A 16,308-nucleotide genomic window follows, 5' to 3' on the forward strand; every position below is an offset into this window, starting at 1 on the left:
TTCCTTAGGACCCCCATGTCTCTGACCAGCGATCCACCCCTCAAGACCTCCGCCGACACGGAGGTGAAGGCCGTCGAGGCGTCCGCCGCCGACGACCCGGGCCGGCTGAAGATCGTGCCCGTGCGGCACCCCTGGCGCTGGGTCGCCATCGCCGTGACCGCCGTGCTGCTCGCCCAGTTCGTGCACGGGCTCGTCACCAACCCCGGCTGGGAATGGGAGGTGTTCGGCGAGTTCTTCACCGCCGACGTCGTCCTCAAGGCCGTCTGGACGACGCTCCAGCTCACCTTCTACGGCACGGCCCTCGGCTTCGCGCTCGGCATCGTGCTCGCCTTCATGCGCCTGTCGCGCAGCCGCTTCCTGCGGACCGTCGCGTTCGGCTACATCTGGGCCTTCCGCTCGATCCCGCTCATCGTGCAGCTGCTCTTCTGGTTCAACCTGGCCTACCTCTACAAGGAGCTGCAGTTCGGCATCCCCTTCGGGCCCGGATTCTTCTCCTTCGACACCATGGGGCTGGTCGGCGCGATGAGCGCCGCCGTCCTCGGCCTCGCCCTGCACCAGGCCGCGTACGCCGCCGAGATCGTGCGCGGCGGAGTGCTCGCCGTAGACGGCGGCCAGCTGGAGGCCGCGGCCGCGCTCGGCATCCCGCGCCTGCGGCAGATCCGCCGCATCGTGCTGCCGCAGGCCATGCGCTCGATCCTGCCCAACGCCGCCAACGAGGTCATCTCCCTCTTCAAGGGCACCTCGATCGTCTCCGTCATGGCGATCGGCGAACTCTTCTACCAGGTGCAGGTCATCTACGGCCGCAACGGGCGCGTCGTCCCCCTGCTCATGGTCGCCACCGCCTGGTACATCCTCCTGACCAGCGCGCTCTCCGTACTCCAGCACTACGTCGAACGTCACTACGCGAAAGGCACCACCCGATGAGCGCCGCCACGCCGACCCCTGCAGCCGCCCCCATGGTCGACATCAAGTCCGTGCACAAGAGCTTCGGCCCGCTGGAGGTGCTGCGCGGCATCGACCTCCAGGTCCGCACCGGCGAGGTCACCGTCGTCCTCGGCCCGTCCGGCTCCGGCAAGTCGACGCTGCTGCGCACCATCAACCACCTGGAGAAGGTCGACAGCGGCTGGATCAGCGTCGACGGAGCCCTCGTCGGCTACCGCAGGTCCGGCGACAAGCTGTACGAGCTGCGCGAGCGCGAGGTCCTCAAGCAGCGCACCCACATCGGCTTCGTCTTCCAGAACTTCAACCTGTTCCCGCACCTGACCGTCCTGGAGAACGTCATCGAGGCGCCGGTCTCCGCCCTGAAGCGGCCCCGCGCCGAGACCCTCGAGTCCGCCCGCCGGCTGCTCGACCGGGTCGGGCTCGGCGACAAGGCGGACGCCTACCCCCGCCAGCTCTCCGGCGGCCAGCAGCAGCGCGTCGCCATCGCCCGCGCCCTCGCCCTGGAACCCAAGCTGCTCCTGTTCGACGAGCCGACCTCCGCGCTCGACCCCGAACTCGTCGGCGAGGTCCTCGACGTCATCAAGGACCTCGCCCACCAGGGCACCACGATGATCGTCGTGACGCACGAGATCGGCTTCGCCCGCGAGGTCGCGGACACCGTCGTCTTCATGGACGAGGGCCGCATCGTCGAGCAGGGCGCCCCCGCCGAGGTCCTGGACGCGCCCCGCGAGGACCGCACCAAGGCCTTCCTGTCGAAGGTCCTCTGAACTCCCCTTCCTTTCCGATCGCTTCACCGCTGAGGAGAACTCCCGTGCTGAACCGCCGTGCCCTCGTCGCCTCCTTCGCCGCCCTCGCCGCGGCGCCCCTGCTCGCCGCCTGCGGAGGTGACAGCGACGCCGCCACCCGCACGGGCGGAGCGGGCGCCGCGGGCGCCAAGAAGGTCGGGAACGTCAACATCGGCCCCGACCAGAACCGAATCCGCGGCAAGAAGGTCGACGCCATCGCCGCGCTGCTCCCCGAGTCCGTGCGCAGGCGCGGCACGCTCCGGCTCGGCGGCAGCGCCGACGCCTCGCCACCGCTCGGCTTCTTCGCCACCGACGACAAGACCCGGATCGGCTCCGAGATCGACCTCGCCACCCTCGTCGCCGACACGCTCGGCCTCAAGCTCCAGCCCGAACAGGTCAGTTGGGAGAACCTCTTCGTCGGCCTCGACAGCGGAAAGTTCGACGCCGTCTTCTCCAACGTCACGGTCACCGAGGAGCGCAAGGAGAAGTACGACTTCGCCACCTACCGGCTCGACAACATCGCCTTCGAGGCCAAGAAGGGCACCGACTGGCGGGTCGAGGGCCCCAAGGACGTGGCGGGGAAGACCATCGCCGTCTCCTCCGGGACCAACCAGGAGAAGATCCTCGTCGACTGGAGCGAGCAGAACGAGAAGGCCGGCCGCAAGCCCGTCGCCATCAAGTACTTCCAGAAGGACACCGACTACTACCTGGCGCTCCAGTCCGGACGCATCGACGCCTACCTCGGCCCGAGCCCCGCCTCCGCCTACCACGTCGCCTCCGCGGGCCAGTCGCAGATCATCGGCACCATCTCCGGCGGCGGCGACCTCGTCCAGGGCAAGATCGCCGCGACCACGAAGAAGGACAGCGGCCTCGTCGACGCGTACGCCGCCGCGCTCGACCACGTGATCGAGAACGGCTCCTACGCGCGTGTGCTCAAGCGCTGGGGTCTGTCGAGCGAGGCGGTGCCGAAGTCCGAGATCAACCCGCCGGGCCTGCCCAAGCCGTGACCGCCCCCGCCACCGGTTCTCCCAGAGAGGTCCGCCACCCATGACCACCCGTCCCGCCGGACGCCGGTCGCTGCACCTCGCCGCGGCCGTCGACCTCCCGGACACCTACGAGGCCGAGCCGTACGAGCGCGCGGTCCGGCTCGCCGAGCACGGCGCGCTCGACTTCGTGACGCTGCACGACTCGTTCGCCGCACCGGGCCCCGACGGACTCGCCGTCCTGTCCCGGCTCGCGCCCCGCACCACCCGGATCGGACTCGTGCCGACCGTCACCACCACCCACACCGAGCCGTTCCACGTGCAGGCCGCGGTCGCCACCCTCGACTGGGTGAGCCGCGGCCGGGCCGGCTGGCGGCCCGACGTCTCCACCGGCGCCGCCGAGGCCCGGCTCTTCGGACGCCGGGACCCGGCCGACCCCGCCGCCCTGTGGGAGGAGGCCGGCGACGTCGTCGACGCGGCCCGCAAGCTGTGGGACAGCTGGGAGGACGACGCCGAGATCCGGGACGTCGCCACCGGCCGCTTCGTCGACCGCGACAGGCTCCACCACGTCGACCACGAGGGACCGACCTTCTCCGTGCGCGGCCCGTCCATCGTGCCGCGCCCGCCGCAGGGCCACCCCGTGGTCGTCGTCGACGCCGGCTCGCCCCACGCCGCCGAGGCCGCCGCCCGGCACGCCGACGTCGCGCTCGTCGCCGAGGCCGAACCGGACCGGCTCGCCGCCGCCCGGACCGCGCTGCGCCGCCGCGCCGCCGAACTCGGGCGCGACCCCGACGCCCTGCGGGTCCTCGCGGCGCTGCGCATCGACCTCAGTGCGGGGGAGCGCGCCGCGCGGCCCGGCCACGGCGGCGGCCCGCTGCCCACCGAGGACGGCCCGCTGTACCGCGGCGGGCCCGTCGACCTCGCCGACCTCATCGCCGACCGGCACCGGGACGGCGCCGCCGACGGCTTCCACCTCACGCCGCTCGACCCGCGCCGCGACCTGGAACGCCTCGTCAACGCAACGGTGCCGCTGCTCCAGCACCGAGGCCTGTTCCGCACCTTCTATCCGGGCAGCACCCTGCGCGAACACCTGGGGCTCGCCCGGCCCGTCAACCAGTACGCCACCGCGGGGGAGCGGCGATGACATCCACCTCGTCTGATGAGACGCCCCGGCAGGTGCACCTCGCCGCGCACTTCCCGGGCGTCAACAACACCACCGTCTGGGCCGACCCCCGGTCGCGCTCCCAGATCGACTTCACGTCCTTCGAGCACCTGGCCCGCACCGCCGAACGCGGCCTGTTCGACTTCTTCTTCCTCGCGGAGGGGCTGCGGCTGCGCGAGCACAAGGGCCGCATCCACGACCTCGACGTCGTCGGCCGCCCCGAGTCGATCACCGTCCTGAACGCCCTCGCGGCCGTCACGGACCGGCTCGGGCTCGCCGCCACGGTCAACGCCACCTTCAACGAGCCGTACGAGACCGCGCGCCGCTTCGCCACCCTGGACCACCTGAGCCGGGGCCGCGCCGCGTGGAACGTGGTGACCTCCTCCGACGCGTTCACCGGGGAGAACTTCCGGCGCGGCGGCTTCCTCGACCGCGCGGACCGGTACACCCGGGCCGCCGAGTTCGTGGACGTGGCCCGGCAGGTGTGGGACGCCGGCGCCGAGCGCGCGTTTCGCCACGCGGGACAGCACTTCACCGTCGAGGGCGACCTCGGGCCGGCGCGCCCGCCGCAGGGACACCCGGTCGTGATCCAGGCCGGCGACTCCGACGAGGGCCGCGAGTTCGCCGCGTCCGCCGCCGACGTCATCTTCACGCGCCACGGGACGCTGGAGGCGGGCCGCGCCTTCTCCGCCGACGTGAAGGGCCGCCTCGCCCGCTACGGACGTGCCCAGGGCGACCTCAAGATCATGCCGGGCGTCACCTTCGTGCTCGGCGACACCGCGGAGGAGGCCCAGGAGAAGGCCGCCGAGATCCGCCGGCAGCAGGTCTCCCCGCAGAACGCGCTCCTCACCCTCGAACAGGTCTGGGGCGTCGACCTCTCCGCGTACGACCCGGACGGACCGCTGCCCGACATCGACCCGGTGCCCGGCACCGGGCTCTCCCAGGGGCGCACCCACCGCGGCGACGTGTTCGAACTGGCCGAGAAGTGGCGGGCGCTCTCCCGCGACAAGGGCCTGTCCATCCGGCAGACCGTCATCGAGACCACGCGCCGTCAGTCCTTCATCGGCACCCCGGCCGCGGTCGCCGCCGAGATCGACACCTTCGTGCAGGCCGGGGCCGCCGACGGCTTCATCCTCGTCCCGCACCTCACCCCGGGCGGCCTCGACGAGTTCGTCGACCAGGTCGTCCCCCTCCTCCAGGAGCGCGGCGTCTTCCGCACGGAATACACCGGCACGACCCTGCGCTCCCACCTCGGGCTGCCCGTCCCGGCACCGTGCCACGAAAGGATCCCCACCGCATGACCGACGCCGCCGACCTCCGGAAGCAGTGGCACGAGGAGCGCACCGCCGCCGTCCGTGCCCCGCACGGCCCGCTCGCCCTCGCCGGCACCCACTGGCTCGCCGACCATCCGGAAGGGCAACTTCCGGCCATCCCCGGGCGGTGGCGCGCCGACGGCGACGCCGTCGTCCTCACCGCGGGCCCGGGCGACGGATACGCGACGACGGGCGAGCTCAGACTGGCCGCCGACACCACCGTGCCGCTCGGCGAGCGCCGGCTCGTCGTCATCGTCCGTGAAGGCCTGTGGGCGGTACGGGACTTCGACCCCGCCGCCCCCACCCGCACCGCCTTCACCGGGATCGACATCGCGCCCCACGACCCGCGCTGGACCCTCCCCGCACAGTTCACGCCGTACGACGAGGCCCGCGAGATCCGGGTCGGGAACGCGGACGGAGTGGAGCGCGGGCTCGGGCTCGCCGGGGAGCTGTCCTTCACGCTCGACGGCAGCCGTCACACCCTGCGCGTGACGGGGCTGCCCGACGGCCGGCTCTGGGCCGTGTTCGCCGACGCCACCAGCGGGAAGAGCACGTACCGCTTCCGCTTCCTGTACGCGGACGCCCCCGGCGCCGAAGGCCGCACGACCGTCGATCTGAACCGCGCCGTGCTGCCCAACTGCGCCTTGGCCGACCACTTCGTCTGCCCCTTCCCGCCCCCGGGCAACACCCTGCCGGTGGCCGTCGACGCGGGCGAACGGAACCTGACCGCACCCCTCGCCGTCTGACAGGGCGAGCCGGGCCCCGGCGGCGTGAAGCCGTCGGGGCATGCCGTCGTGCTTGCGGAGAACCGGTGGAAGGCCGAAAGGCACCCTTGTGCCGGGTAGTTGAGAACCCGAATACTCCCGATCAGCGCTTGTCAGGGTCACGTCGCGTTCGGAATCCGGACCGCGGGCCGGGGTCCTGGCTGCGCCTCACCGGGCCCCGACCCCACGCGGGCCCCCGACTTCCCTACGGGAGGAACGACCAGTGAGGATCAAGCGCACCACCCCCCTCAGCGGCACGGCGAGACGGACCCGGCTGATCGCCGCGGGCACCGGGCTGCTGGCCGCTGCGGCGTTCGCCGTACCCAGCGCGCACGCCGCCGAGACCCCGCAGACCTTCACGGCCGCCGAACTCGCGCAGACCACCGACGCGGTGCGGGGCGCCGATGTCGCCGGTACCGCGTGGGCCGTCGACGCGAAGACCAAGCAGGTCGTCGTGACCGTCGACAGCACGGTCTCGCAGGCGGAGATCAACAAGATCCGTCAGGAGGCCGGCGCCAACGCGGGCGCGCTCAAGATCGAGCGCACACCGGGCACCTTCAAGAAGCTGATCTCCGGCGGCGACGCCATCTACGCGAGCAGCTGGCGGTGCTCGCTCGGCTTCAACGTCCAGGACAGCAGCGGCAACTACTACTTCCTGACCGCCGGTCACTGCACCGACGGCGCGGGCACCTGGTGGTCGAACTCGTCGCACTCGACGACCCTCGGCTCCACCGCCGGGTCCAGCTTCCCGGGCAACGACTACGGCATCGTGCGCTACACGAACAGCTCCGTGACCAAGTCCGGCACCGTCGGCAGCCAGGACATCACGAGTGCCGCCACGCCGTCCGTGGGCACCACGGTCTACCGGCGCGGCTCCACCACCGGCACGCACAGCGGCCGGGTCACCGCCCTCAACGCCACCGTGAACTACGGCGGCGGCGACATCGTCTCCGGCCTCATCCAGACCACGGTCTGCGCCGAGCCCGGTGACTCCGGCGGTCCGCTCTACGGTGGCACCAAGGCGTACGGGCTGACCTCCGGCGGCAGCGGCAACTGCTCCTCCGGCGGTACGACGTTCTTCCAGCCGGTCACGGAGGCGCTCAGCGCGTACGGGGTGCACGTGTACTGACCTGACTCCGGTTCAGGTGCGTCTTGTGCGTAGCAGCAGCCAGTAGTGGGGAGCCCCCGTCCGGCGTTCGCCGGGCGGGGGCTTCTCGTGTCCGCCTGCCCGCCGTCGGGAGATCGGTCGTGTGCGGCCGCGCGCCCGGTGGGGCTTCTCGCGCAGTTCCCCGCGCCCCTTTCGGGGCTTCTCGCGCCGCTTGTCTTCTCCTTGGCGGGTCTTGAATTCGGGGTTGTGTGCGAGTGGGGTCCGTGGGAATAGTGGGGCGCGTCAGCCTCACGGAGCCGGTCCACCCCCACATCGGGCCGGTTCCCGACCCCCCACAGGAGGACGAGAGTTGAAGCACCGACGCATGTCCAAGCGGCGTGCCGCGATCGCCGGAGGCGGAATACTCGCCCTGGCCGCCGCGGGCATCACCTTCCAGACCGCGAACGCCAGCACCGAGACCCCGGTCCAGACGCCCCGTACGCTCTCCGTCGCCAAGGCCGGGGATCTCGCCTCGGCCCTGACGAAGGATCTGGGCGCCGACTCGGCGGGCAGCTACTACGACGCCCGCACCAAGCAGCTCGTGATGAACGTGCTGAGCGAGGACGCCGTCAAGACCGTCGAGGCGGTCGGCGCCAAGGCCAGAATCGTGCAGAACTCGCTCGCCGCGCTGAAGAGCGCCCGCACCACCCTGAAGAACGACGCCACCATCCCGGGCACCTCCTGGGCCACCGACCCGGCCACCAACAAGGTCGTCGTCACCGCCGACCGCACGGTCGAGGGCGCGGCCTGGGCCAAGCTGAGCAAGGTCGTCGACGGGCTCGGCGGCAAGGCCGAACTCAAGCGCACCCAGGGCGAGTTCAAGCCCTTCGTCGCGGGCGGCGACGCCATCACCGGGGGCGGCGGCCGCTGTTCCCTCGGGTTCAACGTGGTCAAGGGCGGTGAGCCGTACTTCATCACCGCGGGCCACTGCACCGAGGCGATCTCCACCTGGTCGGACTCCAGCGGCCAGGAGATCGGTACGAACGAGCAGTCCAGCTTCCCGGACAACGACTTCGGGCTCGTGAAGTACACCGCGGACGTGCCGCACCCCAGCGAGGTGAACCTCTACAACGGTTCCGCGCAGCAGATCACCGGGGCCGCCGACGCGACCGTGGGCATGAAGGTCACCCGCTCCGGCTCCACCACCCAGGTCCACGACGGCACGGTGACCGGCCTGGACGCCACCGTGAACTACGGCAACGGCGACATCGTCAACGGCCTGATCCAGACCGACGTGTGCGCCGAGCCCGGTGACAGCGGCGGCTCGCTGTTCTCCGGCGACAAGGCGATCGGCCTCACCTCCGGCGGCAGCGGCGACTGCACGTCGGGCGGCGAGACGTTCTTCCAGCCGGTGACCGAGGCGCTCTCCGCCACGGGCACGCAGATCGGCTGACCGAACACCGGAACAGAACGACGAAGGGGCACCCCGCGTGTGCGGGGTGCCCCTTCTTCCTGTTCGTCGGGCTAGCTCTGCGCGGGCCGGTGCTTGCGTTCGCGCAGGGCCGCCACCAGCAGGGTGACCGCGACGCCCAGGACCGCCCAGGCGGAGAGGACCAGGAGGGACTTCGTCAGGGCGTTGCCCTCGAAGTAGGCGATCGAACGGGCCGCCCAGGTGCCGGCGCCCGGTGGCAGCCACGGTCCGATCGCCTGCCAGAACGGGGGCAGCATCGGCAGCGGGAAGGCGCCGCCCGCGCTCGGGTTGCCGGCCACGACGACGAGCAGCACGGCGAGGCCGATGCCGACGACGCCCGTCAGCTCCTGGAGGGCCAGGGTGATCGCGCCGACCGCGAAGGTGACCAGCGCGCCGAGCCCGGTGAGCCCCCAGAAGGAGCCCGGCAGCGCGCCCAGGATGGTGTCGCCGACGATGAGCGCGCCGCCGATGCCGCCGACGACCGAGACCAGCGCCATGGCCCCGATCCGGATGCCCGCGCGCTGCGGGCTCGCGCGCAGCGCCCCGGCGCTGATCGACATGATCGAGGCGCACAGGTAGCCGCCGACGCACCAGCCGATGACGAGGTAGAACGACGACAGCCCGTTGAAGTCCTCGGACGAGGCGGGGGCCACGTCGATCGTGCGCACGGTGCGCTGCTCGGCGGCCTCGATCCGGACGGTCAGGACCTGCAGGACGTTCGAGAGGGCCGCGCCGCCGCCGGACGCGACGAGCAGGGTGTCGGTGGTGCCCCGGGGGTCGATGATCAGGGCGCCGTCGATCTTCCGGTCCATGATCTGCTGCCGTGCCGTCTCCCGGTCGGCGACCACCCGTGGATCGAGCGGCGACCCGGGCAGCTGGTCGAGCCGCTGCTCGGCCTGCTGGGCGACGGCCGGCACGGGGGCCACGACGCCGTACGGCACGTCCTTCGGCTCGGGGCTGTGCAGCGCCCCCACGTAGGAGGTGATGAACAGGAGCTGCAGGGCGAGCACCCCGATGACGAGCAGCGCGGCTCGTGGGGTGACGGCGGCCTTGAACTCGTCGGCGAACTTCATGCCCCCACGGTCCGGTGGGCCCCGCCCGCGTGCAGTCGGGGAGGGCCGAACGGGTGCAGCGGGGAGCGGGTCCGCACGAGTATTCGCACAGATATTCGAACATGGTTTATGGTGAGGAGAGCGGGCCCGATGGGGCACGCGTGGCAGGTCAGGCAGGAGGGGGCAGGGTAGCGAGGTGGTTCGGATGCGGGGCTTCACGCATCTCCACACCGCCTCCGGGTTCTCCCTGCGGTACGGCGCCTCGCACCCCGACGCGCTCGCCGAGCGGGCCGCCGAGCGGGAGATGGACGCGCTCGCGCTGACCGACCGGGACACCCTCGGCGGCGCCGTCCGCTTCGCCAAGGCGGCGAGCCGGGCCGGCATCCGCCCCCTGTTCGGCGTCGACCTCGCGGTCGCCGCACCGCAGGAGGCCGCGGGCCGCACCGAGCGCCGGCGCACCCCGGCCCGCGGTGGTGCCTTCGTCGACGAGTCGGCCCAGCGCGCCGTGTTCCTCGCCCGCGACGGCGCGGCCGGCTGGGCCGCCCTGTGCGACCTCGTCACCGCCGCCCACCGGGACCTCCCCGACGGCGCGCGCCCCCTGCTGCCCTGGGACACCACCGTCGGCGACCACGTCACCGTGCTGCTCGGCCCCGACTCCGACGTCGGCCGCGCCCTGGCCGCCGGACGCCCCGACCGCGCGGCCCGGCTGCTCGCCCCCTGGCGGGAGCGGTACGGGGACGCGGCGCTGCGCATCGAGGCGGTCCACCACGGGCGCGGCGGGACCGGACCCGGCTCGCTGCGGCTCGCCGCCCGCGCCCTCGGCTTCGCCGTCGAACAGAAGATCATGCCGGTCCTGACCAACGCCGTGCGCTACGCCGACCCCGGCCAGGGCGAGGTCGCCGACGTCCTCGACTCGGCGCGCCGGCTCGTCCCGATCGACCCGCGCGCCGGGCTCGACGGCGGCGAGCGCTGGCTCAAGCCCGGAGACGACATGGCGGACCTCGCCCTGCGCGTCGCCGAGGCCGCCGGCTACCGCGCGAACACCGCCCGCCGCCTCCTCGACGTCACCGAGCAGACCGCCGCCGCCTGCCGCGTCGACCCCGAGGACGACCTGGGCCTCGGCCGCGTCCACTTCCCCGAACCGGACCTCGTCGGCGCCGCCCGGCGCACCCCCGAGCGGGTGCTGCGCTCGCGCTGCGCCGCCGCGATGCTCGCCCGCCGCTACGACCGGCAGCCGGAGTACTGGAGTCGTCTGGAGGAGGAGCTCGGCCTGATCGAACGGCTCGGCTACGCCGCTTACTTCCTCACCGTCGCCCAGGTGGTCGCCGACACCCGGGACCTCGGCATCCGGGTGGCCGCCCGCGGCTCCGGCGCCGGATCCCTGGTCAGCCACCTGCTCGGCATCGCCACCGCCGACCCGGTCGAGCACGGACTGCTCATGGAGCGGTTCCTGTCCGAGCGGCGCACCGAACTGCCCGACATCGACATCGACGTGGAGTCCGCCCGCCGGCTCGAGGTCTACCGCGCGATCCTGGAGCGCTTCGGCCCCGAGCGGGTGGCCACCGTCTCCATGCCCGAGACCTACCGGGTGCGGCACGCCGTGCGCGACGTCGGCCTCGCCCTCGGACTGAACCCGGGCGAGGTCGACCGGCTCGCCAAGTCCTTCCCGCACATCCGCGCCCGCGACGCCCGCGCCGCCCTCCAGGAACTGCCGGAACTGCGCGGCATCGACCCGCAGGCGTACGGGCCGCGGCTGTGGGACCTGGTCGAGGCGCTCGACGGTCTGCCGCGCGGCATCGCCATGCACCCGTGCGGGGTGCTGCTCTCCGACACCGCGCTGCTGCGCCGCACCCCCGTCGTGCCGACCAGCACCGAGGGCTTCCCCATGTCCCAGTTCGACAAGGAGGACGTGGAGGACCTCGGGCTGCTCAAGCTCGACGTGCTCGGGGTGCGCATGCAGTCGGCGATGGCGCACGCCGTCGCCGAGATCGAACGGACCACCGGGCGGCACATCGACCTCGACGACCCCGCGCAGGTGCCGCCGGGCGACCCGAAGACGTACGCGCTCATCAAGAGCTCCCAGACGCTCGGCTGCTTCCAGACCGAGTCGCCCGGCCAGCGGGACCTCATCGCGCGGCTGCAGCCCGAGACCTTCCACGACCTCGTCGTGGACATCTCGCTGTTCCGCCCCGGACCGGTCGCGGCGAACATGGTCGACCCGTTCATCAAGGCGCGGCACGGCCGGCAGGCGCCCCGGTACCCGCACGAGGACCTGAAGCCCGTACTGGAGGACACGTACGGAGTGGTCGTCTTCCACGAGCAGATCATCCGCATCCTGGACGTGATGACCGGCTGCGGTCTCGCCTTCGGCGACTACACGCGGCGGGCCCTGTCGAACCCCGGACAGGTGGGCCGGGTGAAGGCCTGGTTCGCCGAGCGGGCGCGCGGACGCGGCTACGCGAAGGAGGTCGTCGAGCGGACCTGGGAGATCGTCGAGGCGTTCGGCGCGTACGGGTTCTGCAAGGCGCACGCCGTCGCGTTCGCCGTGCCCTCGTACCAGTCGGCCTGGCTCAAGGCGCACCGCCCCGCCGCCTTCTACGCGGGGCTGCTCACGCACGACCCCGGCATGTACCCGAAGCGGCTGCTGCTCGCGGACGCGCGGCGGCGGGGGGTGCCGCTGCTTCCGCTGGATGTCAACGCGTCGGACGCGGCCTATCGAATCGAACTGGTGTCTGAGCGAGGGGTTCCGGAGTACGGGCTCCGGCTCGCGCTCGGTGATGTGCGCGGCATGAGCGAGGACGAGGCCGCCCGGATCGTCGCTGGCCGCCCCTACGTCTCGCTCCAGGACTTCCTCTCCCGGGCCCGCCCCTCCCGCCCCGTCGCCGAACGGCTCGCCCAGGTCGGCGCGTTGGACGCCTTCGGGCGCAACCGGCGCGACCTGATGCTGCACATCGCCGAACTGCACCGCTCCCGACTCCGCTCGGGCAGTGGTCAGTTGGCGCTCGGCGAGACCGGCGACGCCCCCGACACGGTCGCCCCCGCCCACCTGCCCGACCTCGACGACGCCGAACGGCTCGGCGCCGAGCTCGGCGTGCTCGGCATGGACACCTCCCGCCATCTCCTCGGCGACCAGCGGGAGTTGCTCGACGAGCTCGGCGTGGTGCCCGCGCAGCGGCTGCGGGATCTGCCGCACGGGCAGGTCGTGCTCGTCGCCGGCGCGAAGGGCGCCGTCCAGACCCCGCCGGTCCGCTCCGGCAAACGCGTCATCTTCGCCACGCTCGACGACACGACGGGCCTGGTCGACTGCGCGTTCTTCGAGGACAGCCACGAGGCCAGCGCGCACACCGTCTTCCACTCCTGGCTGCTGCTCGTGCGCGGCGTGGTGCAGCGCCGCGGCGGCGGCAGCGGCAAGGCCCTCTCGGTCACCGGGTCCGCCGCCTGGGACCTGACCGAACTGGCCGAACTGCGCCGCACCGGCGGCCTGTCCGCCGTCACCGAGCGGCTCACCGAACGCGGGCTGCCGGCGGCGGACGGCGACTTCGGGACCGGCGGCCGCACCATCCACCTGGAGACCGGTTACGACCTGCACCCGTGGGCGGACCTCCAGCCGCCCGGCGCATCCGTCAAGCAGAGCCGCAAGCTGTGGCACCAGAGCCCGGGGAGCGCGGGATGAACGAGAAGACGACGTACGGAAAGGATCCGGAGGACCCGCACGGGATGCACGTCCTGTACATCCACTTCCACGAGCTGACGGACGAGCCGCTCTACCACCGGCTGCTCGACCTCCTCGCCGAGTTCACCCCGCAGGTGCAGGCCCTGCCGCCGGACGCCGCGCTCGCCGACGTCTCCGGCAGCCTGCGCTACTTCGGCACCGACGCCCTCGCCCTCGCCGAACGCGTCCGCGCCCGCACCGGCGGCCTCTACGGGCTGCGCTCGACCGTCGGCGTCGCCGCGAACCCCATGCTGGCCCGCATGGTCGCCGCCGACGGGCCGCCCTCCGCGGTGCGCGCGCTGCCCGACGACGTGGACGCCGTCGCCGCCTTCCTCGCGCACAAGCCCGCCGCCGCCCTGCACGGGGTCGGCCCCGCGACCGCCCGCACCCTGTCCTCGTACGGACTGGACAGCGTCGGAAAGATCGCCGCCGCGCCGCTCGGCACCCTCCAGCGGATCCTCGGCGCCGGTGCGGGGCGGCGGCTGCACGACGCGGCGCACGGGCTGGACCCGACCCGGGTGGTCCCCGCGGCCCCGGCCCGCTCGCTGCGCGTCGAACACCGCTTCCCACAGGACGAGTTGGACCCGGACGTGCGGCGCGCCGCCCTGCTCGCCCTCGCCGACCGGCTCGGGCTGCGGCTGCGCGCCGAGCGGCAGGCCACCCGCTCCCTCGCCCTCACCGTCCGCTACGCCGACCGCACCGGGTACACGACGATCACGCGCAGCCGCACCCTGCGCGAGGCCACGTCCCACACCCCGCCGCTCACCGCGCTGGCCCGCGAGCTCCACGATCGGCTCGCGCTGCAGCGGGCCCGGGTCCGCTCCCTCGCCCTGCGCGCGGAGGATCTGATCCCGGCCGAACAGGCCCCGCGCCAGCTCCTGTTCGACCCCGTCGACGAGCGGGCCCGCCGCATCGAGGCCGTCGTCGACCGGGCCCGCCGCAAGTACGGCCCCGACGCGGTCCGCCCGGCGGGAGCCGGCTGAACCGCCGAACGCCGTCGCCGGCCTCCGCGTCGTCGTGGCTGATCGCGCCCCGTGGCGGAGCCGCTGACCGATACAGCCCCGCGTCAGTTTGCCCAGGGCGGTGCGATCCGGGTCCCGTCCTGCAGCGTCGCCTCCAGGCCCACCGACGTGGTCACCCAGATCGACGCGGGGGAGTCCGTCGGGTTCTCCACCGAGAGTTCCGCGCCCGCGTTCACGATCGCCGTGTCGCCCGCGGTCAGGGCATGGGCCGTGCCGTCGAGCGTCAGGTGCAGTGAGCCGGACAGCACGTGCAGGATCTCCTCCCGCGTCACGGTGTGCGGGGTCGCCTTCGTGCCCGCCGGGATCTCGCCCCGCCAGGCCGCCAGCTCCTTGCTGCCGCTGCGGGGGGTGGCGTACGAGACGAAGCGGACGCCGTGCAGGTCGTGGACGACGGCCTCTGACGCGCGGACTACGGGCATGGTGGGTCCTTCCGACGAGGTGAATTGGTCAAGCTTCTTGACTAGATGGTCAAGCAGCTTGACCGAATAGTCAAGGGTGTTTCAATGGGGCCGTGCAGAACTCCGACGCCCTCGCCCTGTCCACCGCCCTGCTCGCCGCGGCCGGGGACCTGACCCAGCGCATCCACGAGGGCGTCCTGGCCAGGGGTTTCGAGGGGGTGCGGCCCGCGCACGGCTTCGCGTTCGTACGGATCTCCGCCGGGGACGCCACGGTCACCGATGTCGCCGCGCACCTCGGTGTCACCAAGCAGGCGGCCAGTCAGCTCGTCGACGAGCTGGAGCGCAAGGGGTACGTGGAGCGCCGCCCGCACCCGAGGGACGCACGCGCCCGGCTCGTCGTGCTCACCGAGCACGGCCGCGCCTGCACCCGCGCCGCCGACGCGGCCGCCGCCGACGCGGTGCGGCCCTGGGTGGAGCGGCTGGGGGAGCGGCAGGCCGCCGCACTCGTACGACAATTGCTGGCCATCGCGCCGAACGGACCGATCAGGCCCATCTGGTGACACCCTGTCAGCGGAGTGATCCACAAGTGCACCGGGAATTCTTTACCGACGCGTAACTTCACGTCTGCACTACTCGCGCGTAACTTGTCTGGGCAACCGCACAGCTCACTCCTGCAACTCCCTTGAGCCGCAAGGAGATCCATGAAGCTGCCCAGAAGCCCACGGCCCGTACGGTCCGCATGGCGGCGGACACTGCGCGCCGCGACCGTCACCGCCGCGCTCCTCGCCGCCACCGTCACCCCCCTCGGTGCCGCCCACGCGAGCACCGCGCCCGACCGCGGCTGGAACGACTGGTCCTGCCGCCCCTCGGCCGCGCACCCCCGCCCCGTCGTCCTCGTCCACGGCACCTTCGGCAACTCCGTGGACAACTGGCTCGTCCTCGCGCCGTACCTGGTGAAGCGCGGCTACTGCGTCTTCTCGCTCGACTACGGGCAGCTGCCCGGCGTCCCGCTCTTCAACGGCCTCGGCCCGATCGCCAAGTCCGCCGAACAGCTCGACGCCTTCGTCGACAAGGTGCGCGGCACCACCGGCACCGCGAAGGTCGACCTCGTCGGCCACTCGCAGGGCGGCATGATGCCGCGCTACTACCTGAAGTTCCTCGGCGGCGCCGCCGAGGTGAACTCCCTCGTCGGACTCGCCCCCGACAACCACGGCACCACCCTCAACGGGCTCACCAAGCTGCTGCCCTACTTCCCGGGCGCCGGCGACCTGCTCACCCTCGCCACCCCGGGCCTGGCCGACCAGGTCGCGGGCTCGGACTTCATCACCCGGCTCAACGCGGGCGGAGACACCGTGCCCGGCGTCCACTACACCGTCATCGCGACCAAGTACGACGAGGTCGTGACCCCGTACCGCAGCCAGTTCCTGGACGGGCCCGACGTGCGCAACGTACTCCTCCAGGACCTGTGCCCCGTCGACCTCTCCGAGCACGTGACGATCGGCACCGTCGACCTCGTCGCGTACCACGAGGTCGCCAACGCCCTCGACCCCGCCCACGCCACCCCGACCGACTGCTTCAACTGACCCACCCCCCACGCGAACGGCCCGGTCCTCGCCC

At 72.6% G+C, this 16,308-nt stretch carries 14 protein-coding genes; 12 read left to right on the plus strand and 2 right to left on the minus strand.

Annotated features, from left to right (window positions below; all coding sequences use genetic code 11):
- Positions 1–15: 15 nt before the first annotated feature.
- From IAG42_RS28200 to IAG42_RS28235, 8 genes are all read left to right on the plus strand, one after another.
- Positions 16–924 carry an amino acid ABC transporter permease gene (locus IAG42_RS28200; protein ID WP_188339767.1) on the plus strand — a complete coding sequence of 303 codons (909 nt, stop codon included), beginning with the start codon at positions 16–18 and terminating at the stop codon, positions 922–924.
- Positions 921–1,709, plus strand: coding sequence for an amino acid ABC transporter ATP-binding protein (locus IAG42_RS28205; RefSeq protein WP_317453342.1), 789 nt, complete (start codon positions 921–923; stop codon positions 1,707–1,709). The genes IAG42_RS28200 and IAG42_RS28205 overlap by 4 nt, the downstream gene beginning before the upstream one ends.
- Positions 1,710–1,753: 44 nt before the next feature.
- Positions 1,754–2,734 carry an ABC transporter substrate-binding protein gene (locus IAG42_RS28210; RefSeq protein WP_188339768.1) on the plus strand — a complete coding sequence of 327 codons (981 nt, stop codon included), beginning with the start codon at positions 1,754–1,756 and terminating at the stop codon, positions 2,732–2,734.
- Positions 2,735–2,774: 40 nt separating this feature from the next.
- Positions 2,775–3,854: an LLM class flavin-dependent oxidoreductase gene (locus tag IAG42_RS28215; protein WP_188339769.1), complete on the plus strand. Its 1,080-nt coding sequence runs from the start codon at positions 2,775–2,777 to the stop codon at positions 3,852–3,854.
- Positions 3,851–5,173 (plus strand): NtaA/DmoA family FMN-dependent monooxygenase, encoded by a 1,323-nt coding sequence (locus IAG42_RS28220; RefSeq protein ID WP_188339770.1) that lies wholly within the window; start codon positions 3,851–3,853, stop codon positions 5,171–5,173. The genes IAG42_RS28215 and IAG42_RS28220 overlap by 4 nt, the downstream gene beginning before the upstream one ends.
- Positions 5,170–5,931, plus strand: coding sequence for a DUF1684 domain-containing protein (locus IAG42_RS28225; RefSeq protein WP_188339771.1), 762 nt, complete (start codon positions 5,170–5,172; stop codon positions 5,929–5,931). Before IAG42_RS28220 ends, IAG42_RS28225 begins: the two co-directional genes overlap by 4 nt.
- 241 nt (positions 5,932–6,172) lie before the next feature.
- Positions 6,173–7,078: a S1 family peptidase gene (locus IAG42_RS28230; protein WP_188339772.1), complete on the plus strand. Its 906-nt coding sequence runs from the start codon at positions 6,173–6,175 to the stop codon at positions 7,076–7,078.
- Positions 7,079–7,406: 328 nt separating this feature from the next.
- Positions 7,407–8,489, plus strand: a complete 1,083-nt coding sequence (locus IAG42_RS28235; RefSeq protein WP_223206191.1) for a S1 family peptidase — start codon at positions 7,407–7,409, stop codon at positions 8,487–8,489.
- A gap of 71 nt (positions 8,490–8,560) precedes the next feature.
- Here IAG42_RS28235 and IAG42_RS28240 read toward each other — a convergent pair whose 3' ends face one another.
- Positions 8,561–9,580: an ABC transporter permease gene (locus IAG42_RS28240; RefSeq protein ID WP_188339773.1), complete on the minus strand. Its 1,020-nt coding sequence runs from the start codon at positions 9,578–9,580 to the stop codon at positions 8,561–8,563.
- Positions 9,581–9,764: 184 nt separating this feature from the next.
- Here IAG42_RS28240 and IAG42_RS28245 point away from each other — a divergent pair, with 184 nt between their 5' ends.
- Both IAG42_RS28245 and IAG42_RS28250 read left to right on the plus strand, forming a co-directional pair.
- On the plus strand, positions 9,765–13,232 hold the full coding sequence (locus tag IAG42_RS28245) for a DNA polymerase III subunit alpha (protein WP_188339774.1): 3,468 nt from the start codon (positions 9,765–9,767) through the stop codon (positions 13,230–13,232).
- Positions 13,229–14,254, plus strand: coding sequence for a DNA polymerase Y family protein (locus tag IAG42_RS28250; protein WP_394811253.1), 1,026 nt, complete (start codon positions 13,229–13,231; stop codon positions 14,252–14,254). Before IAG42_RS28245 ends, IAG42_RS28250 begins: the two co-directional genes overlap by 4 nt.
- A gap of 83 nt (positions 14,255–14,337) precedes the next feature.
- Here IAG42_RS28250 and IAG42_RS28255 read toward each other — a convergent pair whose 3' ends face one another.
- Entirely contained in the window at positions 14,338–14,712 is a 375-nt protein-coding gene (locus tag IAG42_RS28255; RefSeq protein ID WP_188339775.1) for a cupin domain-containing protein, read from the minus strand.
- Positions 14,713–14,804: 92 nt separating this feature from the next.
- Here IAG42_RS28255 and IAG42_RS28260 point away from each other — a divergent pair, with 92 nt between their 5' ends.
- Positions 14,805–15,251 carry a MarR family winged helix-turn-helix transcriptional regulator gene (locus IAG42_RS28260; RefSeq protein ID WP_188339776.1) on the plus strand — a complete coding sequence of 149 codons (447 nt, stop codon included), beginning with the start codon at positions 14,805–14,807 and terminating at the stop codon, positions 15,249–15,251.
- Between the two features lie 141 nt (positions 15,252–15,392).
- A complete protein-coding gene (locus tag IAG42_RS28265) occupies positions 15,393–16,274 on the plus strand; it encodes an esterase/lipase family protein (protein ID WP_188339777.1) in 882 nt (293 codons plus the stop codon).
- Positions 16,275–16,308 lie beyond the last annotated feature (34 nt).

Origin of the sequence: Streptomyces xanthii (assembly GCF_014621695.1) — a bacterium.
Taxonomy (GTDB): domain Bacteria; phylum Actinomycetota; class Actinomycetes; order Streptomycetales; family Streptomycetaceae; genus Streptomyces; species Streptomyces xanthii.

Coding starts and splice junctions, on each gene's coding strand:
- IAG42_RS28200 (WP_188339767.1), top strand. CDS start 16: ATGTCTCTGACCAGCGATCCACCCCTCAAGACCTCCGCCGACACGGAG.
- IAG42_RS28205 (WP_317453342.1), top strand. CDS start 921: ATGAGCGCCGCCACGCCGACCCCTGCAGCCGCCCCCATGGTCGACATC.
- IAG42_RS28215 (WP_188339769.1), top strand. CDS start 2,775: ATGACCACCCGTCCCGCCGGACGCCGGTCGCTGCACCTCGCCGCGGCC.
- IAG42_RS28220 (WP_188339770.1), top strand. CDS start 3,851: ATGACATCCACCTCGTCTGATGAGACGCCCCGGCAGGTGCACCTCGCC.
- IAG42_RS28225 (WP_188339771.1), top strand. CDS start 5,170: ATGACCGACGCCGCCGACCTCCGGAAGCAGTGGCACGAGGAGCGCACC.
- IAG42_RS28240 (WP_188339773.1), bottom strand. CDS start 9,580: ATGAAGTTCGCCGACGAGTTCAAGGCCGCCGTCACCCCACGAGCCGCG.
- IAG42_RS28245 (WP_188339774.1), top strand. CDS start 9,765: ATGCGGGGCTTCACGCATCTCCACACCGCCTCCGGGTTCTCCCTGCGG.
- IAG42_RS28250 (WP_394811253.1), top strand. CDS start 13,229: ATGAACGAGAAGACGACGTACGGAAAGGATCCGGAGGACCCGCACGGG.
- IAG42_RS28255 (WP_188339775.1), bottom strand. CDS start 14,712: ATGCCCGTAGTCCGCGCGTCAGAGGCCGTCGTCCACGACCTGCACGGC.
- IAG42_RS28265 (WP_188339777.1), top strand. CDS start 15,393: ATGAAGCTGCCCAGAAGCCCACGGCCCGTACGGTCCGCATGGCGGCGG.